This is a genomic window from Sphingomonas sp. GlSt437 (assembly GCF_048015635.2).
Classification (GTDB): domain Bacteria; phylum Pseudomonadota; class Alphaproteobacteria; order Sphingomonadales; family Sphingomonadaceae; genus Sphingomonas.
Genome location: NZ_JBPGYA010000003.1, coordinates 1 through 20,005, shown reverse-complemented (window position 1 = coordinate 20,005; position 20,005 = coordinate 1). Strand labels below are relative to the sequence as shown.

Genomic DNA, 20,005 nt, shown 5'->3' with positions numbered 1-20,005 from the left:
CATCAGCCGCCTCTCCCTCTGCTGCTACCCGCTTAACCCCGTCAGGCTTTTCCACAAGCCCAAAGCGCCAAGATCGTTGATCGTCACTACCAGCATCAGCGCGAGCACGGCGGCAAGCCCACCGCGAAACGCCCATTCCTGCACCACCGGCGAGACCGGGCGGCGCCGCACCGCCTCAATCGCGTAGAAGAACAAGTGGCCGCCATCGAGCATGGGGACTGGCAACAGGTTGATGAATCCCAGATTAATGGAGACAAGCGCGATCAGCCCGATCAGGCTGGCGGGGCCGGCTTCAAGCTGCTGGCCGGACACCTGCGCGATCCGCAGCGGCCCGCCCAGTTCGTGAATCGAGCGGTGGCCAATCAGGATTTGCCCGAGCAAATCGCCCATCGAACCCATAATCTGGCCAATGCCCGTGACCGATAGCGCCACCGCCTCGACCGGGCCGACGCGAATCGTTCCGGGCCTGATACCAAGTTGCCCGAGAGAAATTGCTTTCCCCGCCTCAACCTGGACCTTGATGGTGGTAAGCGTTGCCGAGTGATCAACCTTCGAGCCCGCATGGTCGACATGGATCGTCACCGTCGCGCCAGGGTGCGCGCGTACATAATCGAACACCGCGCCGAAATCCGCCATCGGCCGGCCGTCGATCGATAGGATGCGATCGTCGGCAACCAGGCCGGCGCTGGCCGCCGGGCTCCCAGGCTCGACGTGCCCGATCCGCGCGCTCATGTCGGGCTTGCCGTACGCCATGGCAAACCCGGCCAGAATAATGAACGCAATCAGCAGGTTCGTGACCGGCCCCGCCGCGATGATGATCGCGCGTTGCCACAGCGGCTTGGCCGGGAAAGTCACGTTCCGCTCGGCCTCGGGCAGCGCTTGCCATTCGGGATCGGTGCGGCTTGACGCATCGAGATCGCCGGCGAAGCGGACATAGCCGCCCAGCGGCAGCGCCGCGACTTTCCACCGCGTGCCGCGCCGATCGAAAAAGCCGAACAGCTCGCGACCAAAGCCGATCGAGAATTCCTCGGCCTTTACGCCGAACAGCCGGCCAGCCGAATAATGGCCAAGCTCATGCAGGAAAATCAGCGGCCCGACGACGAGCGCGAAGGCAACAAGGGCGGTGAGGAAGCCGATCATCTACGCAACAGTGTCCTTCACCCGCTCTGCCGCCAATCGACGGGCCCCAGCGTCGATGGCAAGCACGTCATCCAGCGTCACGGGCGCCGCCGGATCATAATGATCGAGGATATCTTCGACGATTGCGGCAATTTCGAGGAAGCCGATCCGACCTTCCAGAAACGCGGCGACCGCGATTTCGTTCGCCGCATTGAGGATCGCCGGGCGCGCGCCGCCGGCATCGAGCGCCTCGCGCGCCAGCCGCAGCGCGGGGAAGCGCACCGGATCGGGCGCCGAAAAATCGAGCCGGCCGACGCCGACAAAATCGAGCGGCTCCATCGGCGTTGCAAGGCGATCAGGCCAGGCGAGGCAATGCGCGATCGGCACGCGCATGTCGCTCGGGCCCAGCTGCGCCAGGATCGAGCCGTCAACATATTCGACCATTGAGTGGATCACCGATTGCCGGTGGCAGATCACCTCGATCTGCTCATTGGCGACCGGGAACAGCCGGGCGGCCTCGATGAGCTCGAGCCCCTTGTTCATCATCGTCGCCGAATCGACCGAAATCTTGGCGCCCATCGACCAATTGGGGTGCGCGACCGCCATCGCCGGGGTGACGGCGCGCATCTCGTCCAGGCTGGCATCGCGGAACGGGCCGCCGCTTGCGGTGAGGATAATGCGGCGGACACCTTCCGGCCGGTCAAAATCGAAGCATTGGAAGATCGCGTTATGCTCGGAATCGGCTGGCAACAGCGTCGCGCCCGATGCCTTGGCGGCCGCGAGGATCACGTCACCGGCCGAGACCAACGGCTCCTTGTTGGCGAGCACGACGGTGCCGCCGCGTGCGATCGCCGCCATCACCGGCTTCAGGCCCGCGCAGCCGACGATCGCGCCCATGGTGAGATCGGCATCGAGGTCAGCGGTATCGGCAATCGCCTGCTCGCCCCCGGCGCAGGCGATGCCGGTGCCGCCCAGCCGCTCCTTGAGCGCCGGCAGGCAGCTTTCGTCCGCAACCACCGCAAGCTTGGCATTGGTGCGGATCGCTGCCGCCGCGAGCTTGTCGACGTCACCGTTGGCGGTAAGCGCCAGCACCTCGAACGCTTGCGGATCGCGCTCGACCAAGTCGAGCGTCGAGGTGCCGACCGAGCCCGTCGCGCCGAGGATCGTCACCGTCTTCATGCCCAAAACCCTTTGATCTGTGGCAGCACTACCAGAAATGCCGCGATCGGCGCCACTGGCGCAAGTCCGTCGAGCCGGTCAAGCAGCCCGCCATGGCCGGGTAGCAGCGTGCCGCTGTCCTTCACCCCCGCGCGGCGCTTCAACCAGCTTTCGAACAGATCGCCGCCCTGCGCGACGAGCGCGAGCGTTGGCGTCGCCAGCGTCAGGCGCCACGGCAAGCCATAGAAATGATGCAAAAATGCAGCCAGCGCCGCTGCACCCAGCACGCCACCGACCAACCCCGCCCAGGTCTTGTTCGGGCTGATCGCGGGCGCCAGTCGGGCGCCGCCGAACGCACGGCCGGCGAAGTAGGCCCCGATGTCGCACGCCCAGACCAGCATGAACGTCCAGAAACAGAACAGCAGCCCGCGCGGCTGTGCGCGGATCAACAGCAAGCCCAGCACCGGCAGCCCGATATAGAGGATGCCCGACGCTGCCCATAGCCGGCGCGTCGCCGCCAGCGCGAACAGGCCTGCGCCGATCAGCAGCCCCAGGGTAAAATACTCCGCCCCCGCGCCGAGCGGTCGCGGGGCCATTACCGCGAGCGGCACGGCGAGCGTGAATTGCAACAGCCTGACGAACCGCGGCGGCAGGTCGACCAACCGGCCCCACTCGCCGATCATGCCGATGCCGACCGCTGCGACCACCACCCAAAACGCCGCACCACCTAGCGTGATCGCCGCGACCGCGCCAATCGCCAGCATGGCGCCGACCAGCGCACGCAACTTGAGATCGGATGGCACGTCAGATTGTCCGGACTGCGTCACAGACCCCCGAAGCGCCGCTGGCGCCGCGAAAATTGGGCAATCGCCTCGCCAAATGTGCGCTCGTCGAAATCAGGCCAGAGCGTGTCGACGAACAGCAGCTCGGCATAAGCCGCTTGCCACAGCAGGAAGTTGGACAAGCGATGCTCGCCCGAGGTGCGGATCAGCAGATCGAGCGGCGGCAGCTCGCTCGTCTCCAGCGCGGCGCCGAAACTTGCCTCGTCGATCGTCGCGGGATCAAGGTCACCGTCGCGCGCCGCCTCGGCCAGCCGCCGTGCCGCTGCTGCCAGCTCCTGCTGCGCGCCATAATTGAGCGCGATCACCAGGATGGGCCCGGTATTGGCGGCGGTCTGCGCCAGCGCATCGTCGACCAGCGCCTTGATGTCGGCACCGAAGCGCTGGTAATCGCCAATCACCCGCAACCGGACGTTGTCGCGTACCAGCGTCTCGAGATCACTGCGGATGAAGTGGCGCAGCAACCCCATCAAGTCGCTTACTTCCTCTTCGGGCCGCCGCCAATTCTCTGATGAAAAGGCGTAGATCGTCAGCACCTCGATGCCCATGTCGCGCGCCGCCCGCGTCACCTTGCGCACCGCCTCGACGCCTTGGCGATGCCCGGCAATCCGGGGCAGAAAGCGCTGCTTAGCCCAGCGGCCATTGCCGTCCATGATAATGGCGACGTGGCGCGGCACTTCCCCGGCCCCGGAGGCAGCAGACGCAGCCGGGGCAGACAAGGGCCTCACTTGCCGAGGATTTCCTTTTCCTTAGCCGCCGCTGCCGCATCGATCTCGGCGATGGTCGAGTCCGTCAGCTTCTGGACTTCGGTCTCGTGGCGCTTGCGCTCATCCTCGCCGAACAAGCCCTTCTTTTCGTCGGTCTTGAGCGCGTCCATGCCATCACGCCGCACATTGCGCGCGGCGATGCGCGCCTTTTCGGCATATTGCCCGGCGAGCTTGGCGAGTTCCTTGCGGCGTTCCTCGGTCAGGTCGGGGATCGGAATGCGTAGCGTCGTGCCGTCGACGATCGGGTTGAGGCCCAGGCCTGCCGAGCGGATCGCCTTGTCGACCGCGCCGACATTGCCCTTGTCCCACACCTGCACCGACAGCAGCCGCGATTCGGGCGTCGAGACGGTCGCGACCTGGGTAATCGGCATGTGCGAGCCATACACTTCAACGGTGACAGGATCGAGCAGGCTAACCGACGCGCGGCCCGTGCGCAGGCCAACGAGATCGCCCTTCAACGCCTCGACCGCGCCGTGCATGCGACGCTCCAGATCGGCCTTGTCATATGCGGCCATAAATTCTCTCCATTAGTCCTTGATATCGCTGACGATCGTCGACACGCCGTCGCCTGCCAGCACCGCCGCCAGATTGCCTTCCTGGCGGATGTTGAACACCACGATCGGAATGCCATTCTCGCGGCACAGCGCCACCGCGGTCGCGTCCATGACCTTCAGATTGTCGGTCAGCACGCGATCGAAGCTTAGCGTTTCATAGCGTTTCGCGGTGGCGACTTTCTTGGGGTCGGCATCATAAACGCCGTCCACGCTGGTGCCCTTGAACAGCGCGTCGCAATTCATTTCCGCCGCGCGCAGGGCCGCCGCCGTGTCGGTGGTGAAATAGGGATTGCCCGTGCCGGCCGCGAAAATGACGATGCGGTCCTTCTCGAGATGCCGCTCGGCGCGCCTGCGAATATAAGGCTCGCATACGCTCGCCATCGGGATCGCCGATTGCACGCGGGTGGCAAAGCCCATGCGTTCGAGCGCGTTCTGGACGGCAATCGCATTCATCACCGTCGCGAGCATGCCCATATAATCCGCGCTGGTCCGGTCGAACCCCTTGGCCGCGGCCGCCAAGCCCCGAAAGATGTTGCCGCCGCCGACGACGACGCACAGCTCATGCCCCGCCTGCTTGGCCGCGCCAATCTCGCCGGCGACGCGATCGACAGTCGCAGGATCGATCCCAAACTGCCCCTGCCCCATCAGCACTTCGCCGGACAGTTTGAGCAAGATGCGTTTGAAACGGGGTTGGGCCATCGATCCTGTCAGGGCTGGGGGTGAAAGCGCGGCGGACCTTAGTGGCGTGGTCCCGCGATGCCAAGCGCTGATGGCGCCGCCGCGCCGCCAGGTAAAGCGGCAAATGACGCCAAGCCCGGCAATCAGCGATTTTCGCGAAGCCGCTGATATTCGGTGTGCATCGCCAAGAGCGTTTCGCGAGTGGTAGGCGGACAATCGGCGGTCGCGATCTCCCGGCCCAACAGCGCCAATTGCCGCGCCAGCAGCGCTTGATAATCGCCGGGCGTCATCAGGCCGATATCGACAGCAACGCGCCAGGCAGGGGCCATGGTCGTCGTCATCGCGCCTGCTCCCGCACTCGCTTGGAGTTCGGCAATCGTCGGCAGCGCTAAATCGGCCGCAGCTGGGTTGCCCACCTGCCGCGCAATAGCGGTGCTCCAGCGACGATCGTTCAGCGCAACTTGCCGCGCCTGGTGCCGCGCGGTCGCCACCGGTTCATCCACGATCCGGCCATTGTCGATCAACACCGGCGCTGTATCGCTGGTATCGCACCGATATCCTGGCGACGCGACAAAAGCGGCCAGATCCGATGCCGCCGAGTGATCGCCGCGTGAATAATGCAGAGGCACCGTACGACAAGCGAGCGGCCGCTGCGGGTAAATCGCGCAGCCACCGTCCATCAGCGCGACGCAGTGCCCGGCGCGCGTATCCGCGGCCAGTGCCGAGAAGACGAGATATTTGGTGTAGGGAACGCGCTTGCCATCGCGAAACGCCTTGGTCGGCGAGGCGCGCGCTGCGAAATCGGCGAGCAGCCGCTTACGCTCGTAAAAGCCGCCATCGGCATTCTGGCCGGGCACCGGCCGGTCGGGTAGCCAATACAGGCTCACCATCAGCCGGAAAACGAAATGATCGGCGAGCGCGGCGGCTTCGGACAGTGCCACTTCCGGCGCGCGATTGCAGCAAGCGCCGCAGCGCGTGCACGCAAAGCGATGGATGTCAGGCGCAGCCACAAGTCTTTCATGGCGCGGCATTTTGCCAAACACCAGCGCCCGAAGCGCAACTGGCGCGGCTCCGTCACCCGGAACCGCGCCAGCTGGACATTGACGGTGCGCGTTACGCCGGCTGGGTGATGCCAGCCGCCGCCGCGACTTCCGCCGCGAAGTCGCTCGCTTCCTTCTCGATGCCTTCGCCGAGCTGGAAACGGACATAGTCCTTGAGCACGATCGTGGTGCCCGCGTCCTTCGCCGCCTTGGCAACGACGTCGGCGATCGCGGTCTTGCCGTCCATGACGAACAACTGGCTCAACAGCGCGTTTTCCTTGGCGAATTTCTTCACCGAGCCCTCGACCATCTTGGCGATGATGTCGGCGGGCTTACCCGATTCAGCGGCCTTTTCGGTCGCGATCGCGCGCTCGCGCTCCAGCACTGCCGGATCGAGACCGCTTTCGTCGAGCGCCAGCGGGAAGGCGGCGGCGATGTGCATCGCGAGCTGCTTGCCAAGCGGTGCCAGCACGTCATGCGCGGCCGGGCTCTCCAGCGCCACGAGCACGCCGATCTTGCCCAGGCCCGGTGCCTGCTGGTTGTGGACATACGCCACCACCGCGCCCTGGCTCACCTCGAGCCGGCGCGCGCGGCGCAGCGTCTGGTTCTCGCCGATCGTCGCGATGTTGGCGGTCAGTACTTCCTCGACAGTCTTGGCGCCCAGCGGCGCCGCCTTGATCGTCGCGATGTCATCGCCAAGCTCCAGTGCGACCGACGTCACATCACGAACGAAGGTCTGGAACTGGTCATTCTTGGCGACGAAATCGGTCTCGGAATTGACCTCGACCGCAGCGCCCTTGGTGCCGGCGACTTCGACGCCGACCAGCCCCTCGGCAGCGGTGCGGCTCGACTTCTTGGCGGCAGCGGCGAGGCCCTTGGTGCGCAGCCAGTCCATCGCCGCGTCCATATCGCCATTGGTTTCCGCCAGCGCCTTTTTGCAGTCCATCATGCCGGCGCCGCTCTTTTCGCGCAGGTCCTTGACCATTGCTGCCGTGATCTCGGCCATGTTCGTTTCCTTCTCGTATGAATATGGGCGGGGCAGAGCGCGCGCCCTACCCCGCCATTATGTCAGTTCGGCGACGCGGGGGTCAGGCGTCGAGCTGGTGCTCGCCTTCGACTGCCATCTCAGCGTCGGTGGCGGCAGCGGGCTCTTCCGGATCGGTCAGCGCAACTTCAGGCAGCGGCTCATCCATCGCACCCAGATCAACGCCGAAGCTCGCCTGGCGATCCTGGCCGCCGCGCGTCGCTGCAATGGCGACCGCCTCGCAATAGAGGCGAATGGCGCGCGCCGCGTCGTCGTTCGCCGGCACCGGGAAGGCGATACCATCGGGCGAGACGTTCGAATCGAGGATCGCGACGACCGGAATGCCCAGCGTATTGGCTTCCTTGATCGCCAGCTCTTCCTTGTTCGCGTCGATCACGAACATCACATCGGGCACGCCGCCCATATCGCGAATGCCACCGAGCGACAGCTCAAGCTTGTCGCGCTCGCGGGTCAGCTGCAGCACTTCCTTCTTGGTCAGGCCGTGCGTGTCGCCCGAGAGCTGCTCTTCCAGCGTCTTCAAGCGGCGGATCGAGCCCGAGATCGTCTTCCAGTTGGTGAGCATGCCGCCCAGCCAGCGGTGATTGACGAAATGCTGGCCCGAGCGGCGCGCGGCCTCGGCAATCGGCTCCTGCGCCTGGCGCTTGGTGCCGACGAACAGCACCTTGCCGCCCGCCGCAACGCTGGCCGACACGAAATCGAGCGCGCGCGCGAACAGCGGCACAGTCTGCGACAAATCGAGGATGTGGATGCCGTTGCGCTCGCCGAAGATGTAGGGCTTCATCTTCGGGTTCCAGCGATGCGTCTGGTGCCCGAAATGCGCGCCGGTTTCGATCAATTGCTGCATGGTGACGACAGGAGCCGCCATAAGTCATTTCCTTTCCGGTTCAGCCGCTGGGAAGCAAATATCCGGGCAAACCCGGACACCGGTATGTGCGCTTCCCATGAGGGATTGAGGTGCGCCCGCTAGCGTGGTCGCGACGGGAAATCAAGCGCCGTTGCAGCGATCAAGCGTAGAACAAGTGCGAACATAGCAAAAACATCACTTGACGACAGGAACTTTAGTGGAACATATAGAGATCACGGCGGAACGTTATGCGCGGTGCGGCGTTAGCGCGATTGAAGGAGCAAGCCATGACGATGTTGATCCAGTTCAGCCTTTTCGCGGGTGCGGTTCTCGCCATCGGTTTCGTGTTCTGGGCAACGCTGATGCCCGCGCTGCCGCGCATCGCCGCGCTGTTCGCGGGCGACATGAAAGGCGATCAGCCGACCGGGATGGTGCTTGCTATGGCGCCGGCGCGGCGGGGGGTCGCGACGGCTCAGCCAGCTTGGCGCGCTGCTGCTTGACACGGCCATAGGCGCGAACGCTGAACGGCAGCATCGCGAGGTAAGCGAGCGCCAGCGCGGTGAGCGTCTGCCAGGGATAGGAAGCGAACGCGGCGACAAGGATAACCACGCCGGCAAGCGCTTCGAACCGGATATTCTGCCGGAGCCGCAGCGAGCCCCAGGAAAAAGTCGCGAGGCTGGAGATCATCAGGATGGCGACCAGCGCGACCCATGGCGCGACGACCAGTGGCTCACGCAGCAGCGGCGTTTCATCGATGAACCACAAATACATCGGCAGCATAGCGAGTCCCGCCGCCACCGGTGCGGGAATGCCGGTCAAGAAGCCGGCGGATTTGTGTGGCTGATCCGTCGTATCGATCGCCGCGTTGAACCGGGCGAGCCGCAACGCGCAAAACACCGCGAACACCAGCGCGCAAATCCACCCGAGCCGCGGCAGCGCCTGCAGCGACCAGAGATACAGGATCAGCGCCGGCGAGACGCCGAACGAGATCGCATCGCTGAGCGAATCGAGTTCGGCGCCGAACCGGCTTTCGCCGCGCACCAGCCGGGCAACGCGCCCATCGATGCCGTCGAGCACGGCAGCGAGCAGCACCATCGCCACTGCGAGCTCCCAACTCTGCGCAATCGCAAAGCGAATGCCGGTAAGCCCTGCGCACAACGCCATGGCGGTGACCGCGTTCGGTGCAACCGCGCGCAAGGGCAAGCCACGCGGGGACCGACGCAGGCGCAGCCGCCTGCCCTCAGCCACGATCGGTCACTGCCCGGGAATCACTGCGCGATGCCGACCGGCGCTACGCCACCGCGCCGCGCCAGGATCGTCTCACCCGCGACGCTGCGCTGGCCGACCACGACTTGCGGCGCCATGTCATCCGGCAGGAACAAGTCCACGCGGCTGCCGAAACGGATCAGCCCGACGCGCTGCCCGGAGACGATCATGTCGCCGGGCTTGACGAAGCTGACAATCCGCCGCGCGACCAACCCTGCGATCTGGGTAAAACCAATGCGTCGGCCATCGCGCCCCTCGACAATGATGTGCTGGCGCTCATTCTCCTCGGATGCCTTGTCGAGATCGGCATTCAGGAACTTGCCCGAGATGTAGATCACTTGCCGCACCGTACCCGTGATCGGCGTGCGGTTAATGTGCACGTCGAAGACGCTCATGAAAATCGAGACCCGGACCAGCGGCGCGTCGCCCAGCCCCTGCGGCCCCGTCAGTTCAGGCGGCAGCGGCACGCGTTCGACCATCGTGATCAGGCCATCCGCCGGCGCGATCAACAGATCGTCGCCCTGCGGCGTAACCCGCACCGGATCGCGGAAGAACAGCGCCACCCACAAGGTCAGGCCGACCAGCGGCCAGAACGCCACATCCCAGATGAACAGCGACAGCAAGGCCACCGCGCCGGCGATCAGCACATATTTGCGACCCTCTGGGTGCACTTCGGGCACGCGCCACTTCGCGCTGCTCGCCGTTGCCGGCGCCGGGTCTGGATTGGCCATGCGCAAGGGGTTTACCGGCGCCGGCCCCGCAATTCAACGTCGTTCGCCCGCGTCAATACGGATGGTTGATCCCTGCCCGGCTTCGCCCTAGACGCGGAAGCCATTCCTCCTCCCCTTATAGGACAGCGAGCACTCAATGGCGAAGATCAAGGTCAAGACGCCGGTCGTGGAAATCGACGGCGACGAGATGACGCGGATCATCTGGGAATGGATCCGCGAACGCCTGATCAAGCCCTATCTCGACATCACGCTCGATTATTACGACCTCGGCATTGAGCATCGCGACGCGACCGACGACAAGGTGACGGTCGACAGCGCGCGCGCCATCCAGAAATATGGCGTCGGCGTGAAATGCGCGACGATCACGCCGGACGAGGCGCGCGTCGAGGAGTTTCACCTCAAGAAAATGTGGAAGTCGCCCAACGGCACGATCCGCAACATTCTGGGTGGCGTGGTGTTCCGCGAGCCGATCGTGATCAAGAACGTGCCGCGCCTGATCCCCGGCTGGACCGCGCCGATCGTCGTCGGCCGCCATGCTTTCGGCGACCAGTATCGCGCGACCGATTTCCGCGTGCCCGGCCCCGGCAAGCTGACGCTGAAATGGGAAGGCGAGAACGGCCAGGTGATCGAGGAGGAAGTGTTCCAATACCCGTCCTCAGGCGTCGCCCTCGCCATGTACAATCTCGACGATTCGATCCGCGATTTCGCCCGCGCCTCGATGCACTACGGCCTCAACCTCGGCTGGCCGGTCTATCTCTCGACCAAGAACACGATCCTCAAAGCCTATGACGGCCGCTTCAAGGACATTTTCCAGGACGTGTTCGAGACCGAATTCGCCGCGAAGTTCAAAGAAGCCGGCATCGTCTATGAGCACCGCCTGATCGACGACATGGTCGCCAGCGCGTTGAAATGGCATGGCGAATTCGTCTGGGCCTGCAAGAATTACGATGGCGACGTCCAGTCCGACCAGGTCGCGCAGGGCTTTGGCTCGCTCGGCCTGATGACCTCGGTGCTGCTCACCCCCGACGGCAAGACAGTGGAAGCGGAGGCCGCGCACGGCACCGTCACGCGCCACTACCGCCAGCACCAGCAAGGCAAGGCGACGAGCACCAACCCGATCGCCTCGATCTTCGCCTGGACTGGCGGCCTTAAATATCGCGGCAAGTTCGACGACACGCCCGAGGTCACCAAATTCGCCGAAACGCTCGAGCGGGTCTGCATCGAGACGGTCGAGGCCGGCAAGATGACCAAAGACTTGGCCATCCTGATCGGCCCCGACCAGCCCTGGATGACGACCGAGCAATTCTTCGAGGCAGTGCGGGTCAACCTCGAAACCGAGATGGCGAAAGGTCTTTGAGATGAAAGCGCGGCGGATTGCTCAAGTCATTCTCGTCGCGCTGGTCATCGCTTATGCTGCCGTCTTGGCCGCACCTCAGGCCCTGGCGTTTCCGTTCACCGCGACGGTGGGGAAATACCGCGTCTATTCGGAGCGACCGATCGATGCGGCGGCGCTCACGATGGTGCTCGTAAAGGCCGATGCGCGGCTGGCCACGTCGCCGATCAACCAGCCGCCGCTGGCGCACAGCATTTTCCTGACCGATGGCGGCTGGCGCTGGCGCGTGCTGGCGACAGGAGCCGAGGGCGGCTTTGCGCTGTCGCGAGGGTATAGCGATGCGATCATCGTCAACAGCAGCGATATTGCTGGCGATCGCGTGACCAATGGCGCGGCGATTGGCGGCACCCGGCCGCTATCGCAAGTGATCGCGCATGAGGCGACGCATGGGCTGCTGCGCCGGCGCTATGGGGTACTGATCGATTTCACCGCGCCGCAATGGAAGCGCGAGGGCTATTGCGACTATGTCGCCGGCGGCGGATCGTTGAGCGACGGCGATGTTCAGCGCCTTACCGCCATGCACCGGGCGCACCCGGCGCTTCCCTATTATTTCGGCCGCAAGCGCGTCGCCGCTTTTCTGGCGACACCAGATGCGACAGTGGACACGCTATTCGGCAAATAGACGGCCTATTGTCGCGGGTCGGCCGCATGCGGTGTGGTGACGCCCCGACGTGCGGTCGATAAGGTCAAGCCATGGCCTCCCCGCTCGATAGTCACGGCTTTTCCGACGCGCTCGTTATTCTCGGCGCAGCGGGCATCGTTATCCCGACCTTTGCCCGGTTCAGGATCAGCCCGGTCATTGGCTTCATCCTGACCGGCATGCTCGTCGGCCCGCAGGGGCTAGGCGCGCTGGTCGGCCAGATGCCGTGGCTCAGTCACCTGACGATCAGCGACGTCCACGCGATCGAGCCCTTTGCTGAATTCGGCATCGTGCTGCTGCTGTTCTCGATCGGGCTCGAGCTGAGCCTCAAGCGACTCTGGTCGATGCGGGCGCTGGTGTTCGGCGTCGGGGCCGGTGAGCTGCTCGGATCGGGGCTGGTGATCGCGGCGTTGCTCTACGCGACCGGGCTCAGCGTCCATGGTTCGCTCGGGCTTGGCATTGCCCTGGCCCTGTCCTCCACGGCGTTGGTGCTGCCGATGGTGGGCACGACCGGCGCGGTGGGGCGGCCGGCCTTCGCGATGCTGCTGTTCGAAGACCTCGCGCTGGTGCCGATCATCTTCGTGCTTGGCCTGCTCGCGCCAATGGCGGCCGCGCAGGGCACGATGGACCTTGCGCGGGTTGCGCTGGTCGGGCTGGTCACCGTCGGCGCGATGATGGTGGCGGGCCGGTTATTCCTGCCGCCGCTCTTTGCCCAGGCAGCGCGCACCAAGAGCCCGGAGCTGTTCCTCGCGGCCTCGCTGCTGGTCGTCATCATCGCCAGCCTGGTGACGACGGCGGCGGGGCTGTCGCCGATCGTCGGCGCGCTGCTCGCCGGCATTCTGATCGCCGAAACCGAATATGTGAGCGAGGTCGAGGTGATGACCGCGCCGTTCAAGGGGCTCGCCCTCGGCGTGTTCCTCATCACCGTCGGCATGGGGCTCGACCTGGCGCTGGTCGCGCGCGCCTGGCCGCGGATCGGGGCGGCGGTGGCCGTCGTCGTGATCGTCAAAGCCGCCGTGACCTTTGGCCTGCTGCGCTTGTCGGGCATCCGCGCCGGCACTGCTGCGGAAACCGGGTTGCTGATGGGCAACCCGTCCGAAACGACGCTCATCATGCTCGGCGCGGCGACGCAGGCCGGGCTGATCCTGCCCGCAACCGGCGCTTTCTGGGCGGCGGTAACCGCGATCGGCCTGACGATCACGCCGCTGCTCGCCTGGCTCGGCCAGCGCGCGGCGCGGAGGATCGAGCAACGCCACGAGCAGCATCAGCCGATGCCCGATCTCGACCCCGAAGGGCCCGGCACCATCATCATCGGCTGCGGTCGTGTCGGCCGGATCGTCGCTGATCTGCTGCGCGCGCATGGCAAGCGTTTCGTCACCGTCGAGGCCGATATCGACGCTGCCCGCGCGGCCAGCGACGACGGCTATCCGGTCATTTTCGGCGACGTGGCGCGCGCCGCCTTTGCCGATCGCCTCCATCTCGGCCGCGCCGATGCGCTGGTGCTGACGATGGACGATCCCGTGCTGTCAGTGCGCTTCGTTCGGCGCGTGCGCGGCTGGGTGCCCGGCCTGACGATCGTTGCCCGCGCGCGCGATGCCGCCCACGCCGCCGAGCTTTACCGCGCCGGGGTGACCGACGCGGTGCCCGAAACGATGGAAAGCTCGTTGCAACTCTCCGAGGCGGTGCTCGTCGACCTGGGCGTTGCGATGGGCCCGGTGATCGCGAGCGTGCACGAAAAGCGCGACGAACTGCGCAAAGCGATCAAGGACCAGGCGGGCATGGAGCGTGAGCCGCGGATCAGGCGCGTGCGCAAGAGCGACGCGGCTGGCTGATCGTGGCGATCGACGCGCGCTAAGCGACCGCTGGTTCTGCTGCCAACACCGCCTTGACCGCCGCGACCGCGTCGGCCGCCTTGTCGCCATCGGGACCGCCGCCCTGCGCCATGTCGGGCCGGCCACCCCCGCCCTGGCCGCCAAGCGCCGCGACCGCCGCTTTGACCAGATCGACCGCGCTATGGGTGGCGACGAGATCATCGGTCACACCGACCGCGACCGACGCACGGCCTTCGTTGACCGCGACAAGCATCGCGATACCGCTGCCGACCCGCGCTTTCATCTCGTCGACCGCGCCGCGCAGGCCCTTGGGATCGAGGCCGTCAACGACTTGCGCGGCGAACGCGACGCCGCCAACCGTTTCCGGCCCCGCGGGTGCCGCCGATCCACCGCCACCGAGCGCGAGCGCTTTCTTCGCCTCGGCCAGCTCGCGTTCGAGCCGGCGGCGATCCTCGACCAGGCTGAGCACGCGCGTCGGCACCTCGTCGGGCGACGCCTTCAATGCAGCGGCAGTCTCGCGCAATTTCTCGTCGCGATCGACCAGCCAGAGCCGCGCTGCCTCACCGGTCAGCGCCTCGATGCGGCGCACGCCCGAGCTGACCGCGCTTTCGCTGACGATCTTGAACAGCGCGATGTCGCCCAGCGCGTGGACATGGGTGCCACCACACAGCTCGACCGAATAAGGCGCATCGCTCAGCGCACCCATGCTGAGCACGCGCACCTCGTCGCCGTACTTCTCACCGAACAGCGCCATCGCGCCGGCGGCGATCGCATCGTCGGGCGTCATCAGCCGGGTCGAAACCTCGGCATTGTGGCGGATCTGCGCGTTCACATCGGCTTCGATCGCGGCGATATCGGCCGGCGACAGCGCGTTCGGGTGCGAGAAGTCGAAACGCAGCCGGTCGGGCGCCACCAGGCTGCCCTTCTGCGTCACATGGCTTCCGAGCCGCGCACGCAGCGCGGCGTGGAGCAAGTGCGTGGCGCTGTGGTTGGCGCGGGTCGCATCGCGCCGCGCCGTGTCGATGGTCAGGTGGACGCTGTCGCCGACCTTGACCGCGCCCGCGTCGATCCGAGCGTGGTGGACATGCAGGCGGCCGAGCGCTTTTTGCGTGTCGCTAACGGTCGCCTTCAGCCCCGCTTCGCTGGTGATCGTGCCCGCATCGCCCATCTGGCCGCCGCTTTCGCCGTAAAAGGGCGTCTGGTTGGTAACGATCTGCACGCTGTCGCCGGCGCGCGCCGCATCGACCCGCGCGCCATCCTTCACGATGGCGACGACTTGCCCCTCGCCCTCATCCGCGCTGTAGCCGATAAATTCGGTGCCGCCCGCTTCCTCGGCAATGTCGAACCAGACATCGTCCGACGCCCGCTCGCCTGAACCCTTCCACGCCGCCCGCGCCGCGCGCTTCTGCTCGGCCATCGCGGCATCGAAACCGGCGTGGTCGACGCCGAAGCCCTGCGCGCGCAGCGCGTCCTCGGTCAGGTCGAACGGGAAGCCATAAGTGTCGTAAAGCTTGAACGCCGTCTCGCCCGGCAGCGTATCGCCGGGCTTCAACCCCGCCGTCGCCTCGTCGAGCAGCTTCAGCCCCTTGTCGAGCGTCTGGCGGAAGCGCGTCTCTTCCTGCTGCAGCGTCGCCTCGATCAGCGGCTGCGCACGGACGAGCTCCGGATACGCCGCGCCCATTTCCGCGACCAACGCCGGCACCAACCGATGCATCAGGGGGTCTTTTGCCCCCAACAGATGCGCATGCCGCATCGCCCGGCGCATGATCCGGCGCAGCACATAGCCGCGCCCTTCATTGGCGGGCAGCACGCCGTCCGCGACGAGGAAGCCGGAGGTGCGCAGGTGATCGGCAATCACGCGATGGCTCGCCTGGGTCTCCCCGGTGGTCGGCGTGTGGGTCAGCGCGCCCGAAGCGGCGATCAGCGCCTTGAACGTATCGGTATCGTAATTGTCGTGGACGCCCTGCAGCACCGCCGCCACGCGCTCCAGACCCATGCCGGTGTCGATCGACTTCTTGGGCAGTTCGCCGACGATCTCGTTCGCCTGCTGCTCATATTGCATGAACACCAGGTTCCAGATCTCGACGAAGCGGTCGCCATCCTCGTCCGGCGATCCGGGCGGGCCGCCGGGGACGTGGTCGCCATGATCGAAGAAGATTTCGGAGCACGGCCCGCACGGGCCATTGTCACCCATCGCCCAGAAATTATCCTTGGTCGCGATGCGGATGATGCGGTGGTCGGGCAGGCCCGCGATCTTGCGCCACAGGTCGAACGCCTCATCGTCGGTGTGATAGACGGTCACGGTCAGCCGGTTCGGGTCGATCCCCCATTCGCGCGTGACGAGGTTCCACGCCAGGCTGATCGCGCGTTCCTTGAAATAATCGCCGAACGAGAAATTGCCGAGCATTTCGAAGAAAGTATGGTGCCGCGCGGTGTAGCCGACATTGTCGAGGTCGTTATGCTTGCCGCCCGCGCGCACGCATTTTTGGCTCGAGGTGGCCGTCACATAGGGCCGGGTTTCAAGCCCGGTGAACACGTTCTTGAACGGCACCATGCCGGCGTTGACGAACATCAGCGTCGGGTCGTTATGCGGCACCAGCGGCGCGGAAGGCACGCGCTGATGCCCCTCACTTTCGAAATAATCGAGGAAGGAACGGCGGATGTCGTTGGTCGAGATCATGCCCGCTGATCTAGAGCCGACATCGGCGATGCTCAAGCGCCCCAGCTGCCCGTATCGCTAAGATCACGAAAGTTCGAATAATTTCCGTTCTTTACTCAGCCTTCATAGATGGTGGTTAATCGTTCGCCGACGTCATGGTACGTAGTTTAGCCGGGGGACGCAGCATCATATGCACGTAGCAGCCACCATGGAGATGGACCGGCGCCACGGCTATGTTGAGCGGCGCGAGGGGCAGCGCCACATTTCGATCTTTCGGGTCGGCCGCTTGGTGGTCGACGGGCGCGACCAGCTGTGTGTCGTCCGCAACATCTCCGCCGGCGGTGCCAAGATCGAGTGCAACAACCCGCCCGCAACGCACCTGAAAGTCAGGGTCGATTTGCGCTCCGACCGGATGCTGGATGCCTCGGTCCGCTGGACGCGCGCCCGCGAAGCCGGGCTGGCGTTCGACACGCCCATCGACGTTGCCGAAATCCTGCGCGAGGAACGCCCCTCGATCCGCCGCACCCTGCCGCGCGCGCCGCGCTTCATTCGCACAGGCTCGGTCAAGATCATGGCCGGGCATGGCAGCTATGAAGGCGCGATCACCAACATATCGATCAACGGCATCGGGGTGCGCACCGACGGCGCGTTCGCCAAGGATGAGCCGGTGATCGTCGTGATCGACGGCCTCGGCGCCACCCACGCTTTCGCGCGCTGGCAAGCCAATGGCGAAGTCGGCCTGCGCCTCAACTCGCCGCTGTCGTACAAGGCGCTGGCCGACTGGCTGGATGCGCGGGCAGGCGTCTAGGCGATCGGCGCATCCAAACTTGCTGGCGGCGTGCTGAACCATTTGGGGCCGGCGTCGGTCATATGGAAGCAGTCTTCCAGCCGCACGCCGAACTTGCCAGGCAGGTAAAGCCCCGGCTCATTCGAGAAGCACATGCCGGCGGCGAGCGGCGTGGTTTCGCCATGGACGAGATTGACCGGCTCGTGCCCGTCGAGCCCGATGCCGTGGCCGGTGCGGTGGGACAGACCGGGCAGCTTATAGCCCGGACCATAGCCCAGGCTCTCATAATAGCGCCGCACCGCATCATCCACCGAACCCGCCGGCGCGCCGATCCGCGCCGCCGCAAGCGCGACTTGCTGGCCCTTCGCCACCTGATCCCACACCCGCCGCTGATCGGCACTGGCGGTGCCGTGGACGAAGGTGCGCGAAATGTCGGACTGATAGCCGTTGACCGTGCAGCCGCAGTCCATCAGCACGATCTGACCGTCGCTCACAACTTGCGGCGCGCGGCTGCCATGCGGATAGGCGGCCGCCTCGCCGACCAGCACCAGCGCGAATTCCGGGCTGCCGCCGAGCTTAGCCGTGGCGGCATTCATCAACCCGGCGATCTGCGCCGGCACCATGCCCTTTTCGACGCGGGGATGGACCCAGCGATAGGCCGCCATCGTCACGTCCGTGGCCGCCTGCATCAGCGCGATTTCGGCGGACGTCTTGATCATCCGGCAGCCGCGGACGATGGGGTTGGCGGACGTGATCCGCACCTCGGGCAGCACGCGCTGCAGACCGCCGACCGCGAAATAGCGTACCGTCTCTTCGATGCCGACCGGTTGGCCGCCCAACTTGCGATCCTCGAGAAAGCCGGCAACCAGCGCCAGCGGATTTTCATCCTCCTGCCACACACGTACCTCGGCCTCGACGCCGAGCGTCTGGCGCACCGAGGGCTCCTCGAAAAACGGCGTGACGATGCACGGCGTGCCCTCGACCGGGATGATCGCCGCGGTCAGCCGCTCGCTGCGGCGCCAGTCGACGCCGGTGAAGTAGATCATACTCGAGCCGGGCTCGACGATGATAGCCCCGATGCCGTTCGCCTTCATCAGCGCCTGGGCGCGGGCCAGCCGTGCGGTGCGCTCCTCGCGACCGATGCGCGGGACGGCGGTCGTGATATCGCTTAGGCCCGCGAGGTCGGGTTCCGCCGCACGCAGCACGCTCGGCGCCGCGCCAAGCAACGGCAGCAGCGCCGCCGCGCCGACCAGCTCACGGCGGCTCAACCCCAACGACCGATGCTGCATTCCCCTGCCCCCTGCGACCTATCGACGACCGCGATGTTTGAGCGCTTGACCGCGCGCCCGCAATCCCCTTCATCCGAGCGACGTTGGAGGGGAGACGATATGGCCAAGCGGCTGACCTTGTTCATTCTCATCGCTTTGGTGCTGGGCCTTGCGACCGGCTGGGTCATCAACGCCCAGATCGATGACGGCAGCGCGGCGGCGACGAAGCAATTGAAGGACATCGCGCACTGGTTCTCGGTTGTAACGACGGTTTTCCTCAGCCTGATCAAGATGATCATCGCACCGCTCGTATTTGCGACGCTGGTGGTGGGCATCGCGCATATGGGCGACACCTCGACGCTCGGCCGCGTCGGCATCAAGTCGCTGATCTGGTTTATCTGCGCGAGCTTGCTGTCGCTCACCCTCGGCCTGGTTCTCGTCCATCTGCTCCAGCCCGGCGTCGGGCTCAACCTGCCGCTGCCGCCGGCGACTGCCGATGCGGGGCTCGACAAAAGCAATTTCGATGCGGCGAAGGTCATCACTCACATCTTCCCGACCTCGATCATCGATTCGATGGCGAAGAACGAAATCCTCCAGATCGTCGTGTTCTCGATCTTCTTCGGCGTCGCGATCACGGCGGTGGGCGAGCGCGCCAAGCCGCTGGTCGCGGCCGCCGAAGGCTTGGCGGCAGTGATGCTGAAGATCACCGATTATGTGATGCGATTCGCTCCTTTCGCGGTGTTCGCTGCCATCGCGGCAGCGCTCACCGAACAAGGCCCGAGCGTGATCGGCAAGCTCGCTTACTTCATGGCGAGCGTTTACCTCGGCCTGGCGTCGCTCTGGGTGTTGCTGATCGCGATCGCTTTCCTCATCGTCGGGCGAAGCGCCGGACGGCTGATCGGCCTGATCCGCGCGCCGGTGATCCTCGCCTTCTCGACCGCGTCGTCCGAAGCCGCCTTCCCGCGCACGCTGGAAGCGCTTGAGAAATTCGGCGTGCCCAACCGGGTCGCCAGCTTCGTGTTGCCCCTGGGCTATTCGTTCAACCTCGACGGATCGATGATGTATATGACCTTCGCGGTGCTCTTTATCGCTCAGGCCTATGGCGTCGTGCTGCCGCTCGGCACCCAGATCGCGATGCTGCTGACGCTGATGGTGACGTCCAAGGGCATTGCCGGCGTGCCGCGCGCAAGCCTGGTGGTGGTCGCCGCGACGCTCGGCCAGTTCAAATTGCCCGAAGCGGGGCTGCTGCTGGTGCTGGCGATTGATCACTTCCTCGACATGGGCCGGTCGGCCACCAACGTGATCGGCAACGCCGTCGCCGCGACGGTGATCGCCAAATGGGAAACCGGGCTGAATGCGCCGGCGGAAGGTTGATCGGGAAGATT

At 65.5% G+C, this 20,005-nt stretch carries 19 protein-coding genes; 6 read left to right on the top strand and 13 right to left on the bottom strand.

Annotated elements, in window-relative coordinates:
* Nucleotides 1-24: 24 nt before the first annotated feature.
* The 9 genes from ACLB0R_RS14035 to rpsB form a co-directional block, all read right to left on the bottom strand.
* A complete protein-coding gene (locus tag ACLB0R_RS14035) occupies nt 25-1,140 on the bottom strand; it encodes a M50 family metallopeptidase (protein ID WP_416643978.1) in 1,116 nt (371 codons plus the stop codon).
* Nucleotides 1,141-2,298 (bottom strand): 1-deoxy-D-xylulose-5-phosphate reductoisomerase, encoded by a 1,158-nt coding sequence (locus tag ACLB0R_RS14030; RefSeq protein WP_416643977.1) that lies wholly within the window; start codon nt 2,296-2,298, stop codon nt 1,141-1,143.
* Nucleotides 2,295-3,080 carry a phosphatidate cytidylyltransferase gene (locus ACLB0R_RS14025; protein ID WP_416643976.1) on the bottom strand — a complete coding sequence of 262 codons (786 nt, stop codon included), beginning with the start codon at nt 3,078-3,080 and terminating at the stop codon, nt 2,295-2,297. The genes ACLB0R_RS14030 and ACLB0R_RS14025 overlap by 4 nt, the downstream gene beginning before the upstream one ends.
* Before the next feature lie 20 nt (nt 3,081-3,100).
* Complete coding sequence (locus tag ACLB0R_RS14020) at nt 3,101-3,769, bottom strand: isoprenyl transferase (protein WP_416644384.1); 669 nt, start codon at nt 3,767-3,769, stop codon at nt 3,101-3,103.
* A 71-nt stretch (nt 3,770-3,840) separates the two neighbouring features.
* Nucleotides 3,841-4,398 carry a ribosome recycling factor gene (gene frr / locus ACLB0R_RS14015; RefSeq protein WP_416643975.1) on the bottom strand — a complete coding sequence of 186 codons (558 nt, stop codon included), beginning with the start codon at nt 4,396-4,398 and terminating at the stop codon, nt 3,841-3,843.
* Nucleotides 4,399-4,410: 12 nt separating this feature from the next.
* Nucleotides 4,411-5,136 carry a UMP kinase gene (gene pyrH / locus ACLB0R_RS14010; RefSeq protein WP_416643974.1) on the bottom strand — a complete coding sequence of 242 codons (726 nt, stop codon included), beginning with the start codon at nt 5,134-5,136 and terminating at the stop codon, nt 4,411-4,413.
* 122 nt (nt 5,137-5,258) lie between these two features.
* Complete coding sequence (locus tag ACLB0R_RS14005) at nt 5,259-6,056, bottom strand: YkgJ family cysteine cluster protein (RefSeq protein ID WP_434953864.1); 798 nt, start codon at nt 6,054-6,056, stop codon at nt 5,259-5,261.
* Nucleotides 6,057-6,228: 172 nt separating this feature from the next.
* Nucleotides 6,229-7,161 (bottom strand): translation elongation factor Ts, encoded by a 933-nt coding sequence (gene tsf, locus ACLB0R_RS14000; RefSeq protein WP_416643972.1) that lies wholly within the window; start codon nt 7,159-7,161, stop codon nt 6,229-6,231.
* Between the two features lie 82 nt (nt 7,162-7,243).
* The gene (gene rpsB, locus ACLB0R_RS13995) at nt 7,244-8,065 is read right to left on the bottom strand and encodes a 30S ribosomal protein S2 (protein WP_416643971.1); all 822 of its coding nucleotides are present in this window, start codon (nt 8,063-8,065) and stop codon (nt 7,244-7,246) included.
* A gap of 266 nt (nt 8,066-8,331) precedes the next feature.
* Here rpsB and ACLB0R_RS13990 point away from each other — a divergent pair, with 266 nt between their 5' ends.
* Nucleotides 8,332-8,544, top strand: coding sequence for a hypothetical protein (locus ACLB0R_RS13990; RefSeq protein ID WP_416643970.1), 213 nt, complete (start codon nt 8,332-8,334; stop codon nt 8,542-8,544).
* On the opposite strand, the gene ACLB0R_RS13985 is transcribed toward ACLB0R_RS13990, so the two are convergent.
* Together ACLB0R_RS13985 and ACLB0R_RS13980 are read right to left on the bottom strand one after the other, a co-directional pair.
* The gene (locus tag ACLB0R_RS13985; RefSeq protein ID WP_416643969.1) at nt 8,483-9,241 is read right to left on the bottom strand and encodes a CDP-alcohol phosphatidyltransferase family protein; all 759 of its coding nucleotides are present in this window, start codon (nt 9,239-9,241) and stop codon (nt 8,483-8,485) included. The genes ACLB0R_RS13990 and ACLB0R_RS13985 overlap by 62 nt on opposite strands.
* 71 nt (nt 9,242-9,312) lie before the next feature.
* Nucleotides 9,313-10,041 carry a phosphatidylserine decarboxylase gene (locus ACLB0R_RS13980; protein ID WP_416643968.1) on the bottom strand — a complete coding sequence of 243 codons (729 nt, stop codon included), beginning with the start codon at nt 10,039-10,041 and terminating at the stop codon, nt 9,313-9,315.
* Between the two features lie 136 nt (nt 10,042-10,177).
* Here ACLB0R_RS13980 and ACLB0R_RS13975 point away from each other — a divergent pair, with 136 nt between their 5' ends.
* The 3 genes from ACLB0R_RS13975 (at nt 10,178) to ACLB0R_RS13965 (ending at nt 13,906) form a co-directional block, all read left to right on the top strand.
* Nucleotides 10,178-11,398, top strand: a complete 1,221-nt coding sequence (locus ACLB0R_RS13975) for an NADP-dependent isocitrate dehydrogenase (RefSeq protein ID WP_416643967.1) — start codon at nt 10,178-10,180, stop codon at nt 11,396-11,398.
* A 1-nt stretch (nt 11,399) separates the two neighbouring features.
* Nucleotides 11,400-12,056 carry a hypothetical protein gene (locus ACLB0R_RS13970; RefSeq protein ID WP_416643966.1) on the top strand — a complete coding sequence of 219 codons (657 nt, stop codon included), beginning with the start codon at nt 11,400-11,402 and terminating at the stop codon, nt 12,054-12,056.
* A 71-nt stretch (nt 12,057-12,127) separates the two neighbouring features.
* The gene (locus ACLB0R_RS13965; RefSeq protein ID WP_416643965.1) at nt 12,128-13,906 is read left to right on the top strand and encodes a cation:proton antiporter domain-containing protein; all 1,779 of its coding nucleotides are present in this window, start codon (nt 12,128-12,130) and stop codon (nt 13,904-13,906) included.
* Between the two features lie 19 nt (nt 13,907-13,925).
* On the opposite strand, the gene alaS is transcribed toward ACLB0R_RS13965, so the two are convergent.
* The gene (gene alaS, locus ACLB0R_RS13960) at nt 13,926-16,586 is read right to left on the bottom strand and encodes an alanine--tRNA ligase (RefSeq protein WP_416643964.1); all 2,661 of its coding nucleotides are present in this window, start codon (nt 16,584-16,586) and stop codon (nt 13,926-13,928) included.
* A 169-nt stretch (nt 16,587-16,755) separates the two neighbouring features.
* Between alaS and ACLB0R_RS13955 the strand changes: the two genes are divergently transcribed.
* Nucleotides 16,756-17,373 (top strand): PilZ domain-containing protein, encoded by a 618-nt coding sequence (locus ACLB0R_RS13955; protein WP_416643963.1) that lies wholly within the window; start codon nt 16,756-16,758, stop codon nt 17,371-17,373.
* On the opposite strand, the gene ACLB0R_RS13950 is transcribed toward ACLB0R_RS13955, so the two are convergent.
* Complete coding sequence (locus ACLB0R_RS13950; RefSeq protein WP_416643962.1) at nt 17,370-18,641, bottom strand: M24 family metallopeptidase; 1,272 nt, start codon at nt 18,639-18,641, stop codon at nt 17,370-17,372. The genes ACLB0R_RS13955 and ACLB0R_RS13950 overlap by 4 nt on opposite strands.
* 99 nt (nt 18,642-18,740) lie before the next feature.
* Here ACLB0R_RS13950 and ACLB0R_RS13945 point away from each other — a divergent pair, with 99 nt between their 5' ends.
* Nucleotides 18,741-19,994, top strand: coding sequence for a dicarboxylate/amino acid:cation symporter (locus ACLB0R_RS13945; protein WP_416643961.1), 1,254 nt, complete (start codon nt 18,741-18,743; stop codon nt 19,992-19,994).
* Nucleotides 19,995-20,005 lie beyond the last annotated feature (11 nt).